The 3978-nt window shown below is 67.2% G+C and carries 6 protein-coding genes; 2 read left to right on the top strand and 4 right to left on the bottom strand.

Going from position 1 to position 3978, the window contains the following annotated elements; all coding sequences use genetic code 11:
• Positions 1 to 272: 272 nt before the first annotated feature.
• Together AB0878_RS49240 and AB0878_RS49245 are read right to left on the bottom strand one after the other, a co-directional pair.
• Complete coding sequence (locus AB0878_RS49240) at positions 273 to 551, bottom strand: hypothetical protein (RefSeq protein WP_366590604.1); 279 nt, start codon at positions 549 to 551, stop codon at positions 273 to 275.
• Between the two features lie 55 nt (positions 552 to 606).
• A complete protein-coding gene (locus AB0878_RS49245) occupies positions 607 to 1410 on the bottom strand; it encodes an N-6 DNA methylase (protein WP_366590606.1) in 804 nt (267 codons plus the stop codon).
• Between the two features lie 220 nt (positions 1411 to 1630).
• On the opposite strand from AB0878_RS49245, the gene AB0878_RS49250 reads away from it, so the two are divergent.
• The gene (locus AB0878_RS49250) at positions 1631 to 2557 is read left to right on the top strand and encodes a hypothetical protein (protein WP_366590608.1); all 927 of its coding nucleotides are present in this window, start codon (positions 1631 to 1633) and stop codon (positions 2555 to 2557) included.
• 13 nt (positions 2558 to 2570) lie between these two features.
• A complete protein-coding gene (locus tag AB0878_RS49255) occupies positions 2571 to 2858 on the top strand; it encodes a hypothetical protein (RefSeq protein ID WP_366590611.1) in 288 nt (95 codons plus the stop codon).
• Between the two features lie 53 nt (positions 2859 to 2911).
• On the opposite strand, the gene AB0878_RS49260 is transcribed toward AB0878_RS49255, so the two are convergent.
• Together AB0878_RS49260 and AB0878_RS49265 are read right to left on the bottom strand one after the other, a co-directional pair.
• Positions 2912 to 3151 (bottom strand): hypothetical protein, encoded by a 240-nt coding sequence (locus AB0878_RS49260; RefSeq protein ID WP_366590613.1) that lies wholly within the window; start codon positions 3149 to 3151, stop codon positions 2912 to 2914.
• Positions 3152 to 3205: 54 nt separating this feature from the next.
• Entirely contained in the window at positions 3206 to 3814 is a 609-nt protein-coding gene (locus AB0878_RS49265; RefSeq protein WP_366590615.1) for a prepilin peptidase, read from the bottom strand.
• Positions 3815 to 3978: the final 164 nt, after the last annotated feature.

The following is a 3978-nucleotide window of genomic DNA, read 5'->3' on the forward strand; positions in this document are numbered from 1 at the left end:
GACCATCTACACCGCCGCACCAGCGGCCTGAAACCAGTCAGCCCCGGTGTCAACCGAAGTCTGGGCAGTCCCCCCCAGAGCATCCTCAGGCTCGGGGGCAAGTGGCACCGATCGGAGTGGCGGCCCAACGAACCCGCCCCCGCGGGGAGCAACGCGGAAATACAACCTGCGGTAAAGCTCATTGCCCGGCCGAACCGCGTTCCACACCTCCCCGGAGCGGAAGCGGTCAATCAGGCACCGCACACCCCGCGATCGTCGATCGCCAGCTCAGATCAGCGTTTGCGGGGACGTCCGCCGCCGACTCCTCGACCAGGCCGGCCGTGTTCCCAGGCTTCGATCTCGGGGCGCCGGCTGCGAGCCCAACCTGGCGTACGGCCGGTCATCACGTCCGGCTCGGGAAACGGGTGACTGTCGGCGTAGCGTTTGCGCCAGGTGGCGACGACGCGGTGGTCGAGGTCGAACCAGGTGCCGATTTCGACCATGTCCGCGTAGCGGAGGGTCTCCCCCGTACTGCTGGGCTGCCCGTCCACCTCGGTCCGCCGGTCGGCCATGGAGCGGAAGTTAGCAGCGAGCGGCGCCGATCGCAGGGACCGCCACGCGCTGCGGCTAGAGCTGGTTCAGGAAGTTGATCGCCTCGATGTCGCGGGCGATGCGGAGCACGTCGCGCCGGGCGCTGAAGGCCTCGCGTGCCCAGTTCGGCGCGCTGAGGGTGTCTCCGCAGTACAGGATGACCGATCGGCCGAGGCCCCAGACCACGCTGTTGACCGCCGTAGCGGCGATGGCCAGCGGGTCGATGTCCGCGCCGTACCAGACCATGTCGGCCGGGTCGTGGCCATGGCGGCGGATCACCTGCGCTGCGGCTCGAAGCAGGCCACCGGTGCCGACGACGGGGTCGCAGAACGTCTGGCCGAGCTCGACCCGGTCGAGGACGAGAGCGGCAGCGACCAGTGCGAGGTCCGGTGGCGTATAGATCTGCGCGTTGCTACGGAGCGCAGTGCGTGACTTCAGCCTGGTCAGGAGGTGGCCCAACTGGTCTGTGTCGTACCGGCACTTGGTCCCGGTCAGGGCGAGCTGGTCGGCATCGAGAGCGGCTTCCACGGTCATCTTGAACCTGTCGACCAGGTGCGCGGCAGGGTCGTCGAACATCCAGTTCACCATCGGATGGACCAGGTGCACCAGTCCGGGACGGGCCCGCAGGACGGAGCTCCACAAATGCCGCGCGGTGGACAGGAACGCTGCCGCGGGTTGTTCATGTATCGCCTTCGCCATGGACTCCGCGTCGTCAGGCCGGAGCAGACAAACGGTCGCCGCTGCGCTTATCGGGACGTCGTGGCGCGGCTCCGAACTCCCCGAGTGCCACGTTTCGTCGATCGCGGCCGCCACCTGGGCCGCGTGCTCATCTGGGGTCATCTCTCCTCCGATCGGGTACTCAACAGAAACCTTGATTACTAAGTAATCGTCAGTGAGCGTACCGTAAACATTGACCACTTAGTAATCATTGTTTCCTGGAGGCGCACTGTTGAGCACTACGACGAAGGAGTGGCGGCCACCGTCGCCGCGTGAACTGCCGGCGCTGCGCGAGCACCTGACCGAGTACCTGTTGACCGATCCCGCCCTGGCGTTGACCTCGGTGGCGCTCGCGGCCGGGAACGGTACGTTGCGGCCCGCTGACGACCCAGCATCCGCGGCCGCCTTGCTTCTGGCCGACGAGTACCGGCGGTTGAGCCAGGCCAAGCTCTTCTACGTCACCGAGGACATCACCACGCTGATCCTTCATACTGCGCGCAGCGTGAAGGACCATTGGGATGTCCGCCCGCATGACGTGCCGTCCCTGAACGGGTTCGTCCATTTCGGACGCCCGATGGCCGAGTACATCCGGGAAGACGGCGCCACTGTGCAGATCGTCGCCTTGTCGTGGGGGCCGACAGACCTCATGAACTCACCTGACGCGGGTCTGTGGCTCACCTTCTGGTCGGCGACCGACTACCCAGCCGCCGAGGCCGCCCTCCGGAACCTGGGCGCCGGTCACGCCGAGGCCGCGCGATTGGCTCGGATCCACCAAGCCGAGCTGACGTGGGACAACGAGATCTATCTGCCGTGGGGAAAGTCCGAGCCCACGGTGCGCGAGAGCGGCGTCCGCCTCGCGAACCCGTCGAAGATGTCGGCCACCAAGACGACCTTGGAGTGGCTCCCGGTGGTCATCGCCGCGTGGCTCTTCTGCTTGCCGAACTCCTTCACCGAAGTGAAGGAGAACCCCGTGCCCAAGTCCTTGCGTCGCCGAACCGAGCGTGCGGGGCTTGACTCGTCACCGGTGCGTGTGGTGTCGGTGAGCCGCAAGCCCCGTTCGCGCAGCCCGTCCCGGGGCACGGGGGAGAGCGGACGGACCGTCGGTGTGCAGTTTCCCGTGGCTCCGTTCGTGCGGTGGCAGGCGTGCGGCCCGGGCTGGGAGGACCGGCGGCGCCGGATCGTCGCCGGTCACTGGCGCGGTCCGGTCGGCGCTCCAGTCCGGATCGGCAAGACGGTGAACCTGGTCGATACCCCGATCGACCGGTCGTGAGGAGGGAAGACCCTTGACGTTGATCAAAAAGGAAGAACACTGTCCCGACTGCGGTGTCGGCATCGGTGAGGTTCACTGGCCTGAGTGCGACGTCGCGCGGTGTCTGCACAACGGGCTTGCTCTCGACTCCTGCTCTGAGCTCGGCGGATGCGGCCCCGATGTGTGGTCCGGGTACTGGCACGGAGCGCGGGAGTGCGAGGAGTACGGCTTCCTCCTCGTATTCCCCGACATGAACCGCCTGTACCAAGAGGCCGTCTGGGATCGTGACGCGCAGCGTTGGGTGATCCGAGCAAAGGAGTGACCGCGCCCGCGCAGCGGCCTCAGAAGTTGGGGGCGCTGCGCGGGCGCTGCTGCCTAGCTCAGGTCGTAGCCAAGGCTGGTGGCGACGTCGTCGACGAAGTCTTCACCCGGCACCGAGCCGTCGGCGTCCTGCACGTCCCAAGGGGCGTCTTCGACAGCGTCGCCGCCTTCTTCGAAGGCGTCCGAGACCATCCCGACGAGATCGCGGGCGCGGTCTTGATCGAGGTCGAATCGTTGGGCCGCGTTCGATGCCGCGTAGTCGAGCTCATCGTCGTGCCACAGATGACCATCCACTGTGTACTCTCCCTAGCTTCCGGTTGATGTGCTGCCGAAGACACGGCTGGGCGCTCAAGTTCTGATGCAGGAGGACACAGTGACAGCGGCGACGGTCGCCGCAACCATCGCCGGGCCAAGCGCGATCCGACCGGCACGCAGTGAAATCCGGCCACCGATGACTCCGATGAGCCCGACCACCGCGGCGAGCAGGTACGTAGCAACGACCGCCGTGACCAGGGTCTGCCAGCTCCCCCAGCTCGCCAGCATGCCGAGGCTGGGTGCAAGCTTGATGTCGCCGGGCCCCGGTTCGCCTGTGGCGAGAAAGGCCGCGAGCAGCAGCCCGCCCCAGGCCGCTGCTCCGCCGAGCACACGCAGAAACTGAGCGAGGTCGCAGGCACACACCAGCGTCACGGGCACGCCGGCGGCCAGCAGCAGACTCAGCACGTTCGGGATCCTGTGCTCCAAGGCATCGATCGCCGTCGCCGGGATGGCCAGCACGATGGTCAGCGTCGCCGGTGCCAGGAGCGCCGCGGGCCACAGGGAGCAGGCAGCGCCGCCGAGCGCGGCAGCTGCAGTGAGCAACAGTTTGTGCCGGCGGCTCAGCTCTGTGTGCGCAGTACTGCGCGCGACCAGCAGTCCGATCGGCGCGAGCGCGCTGCCCGCGAGCACACCCAGCAGCATTTCGCTCAGCTCCCCCACGGTGAAAACACGCGTCGGCACCCGTGGGTTTGATGCTCAGTCGTGGTCCACGCGCTCGAGGTCTTCGAGCACGTCGGCCGGAAGCGTGACGGTCCAGGTGTCGAAGTCCTGGAGAGCCTGCAGCTGTTCGTCCTTCGCCGGCCGGA

Source organism: Amycolatopsis sp. NPDC047767 (genome assembly GCF_040704195.1).
GTDB lineage: Bacteria > Actinomycetota > Actinomycetes > Mycobacteriales > Pseudonocardiaceae > Amycolatopsis.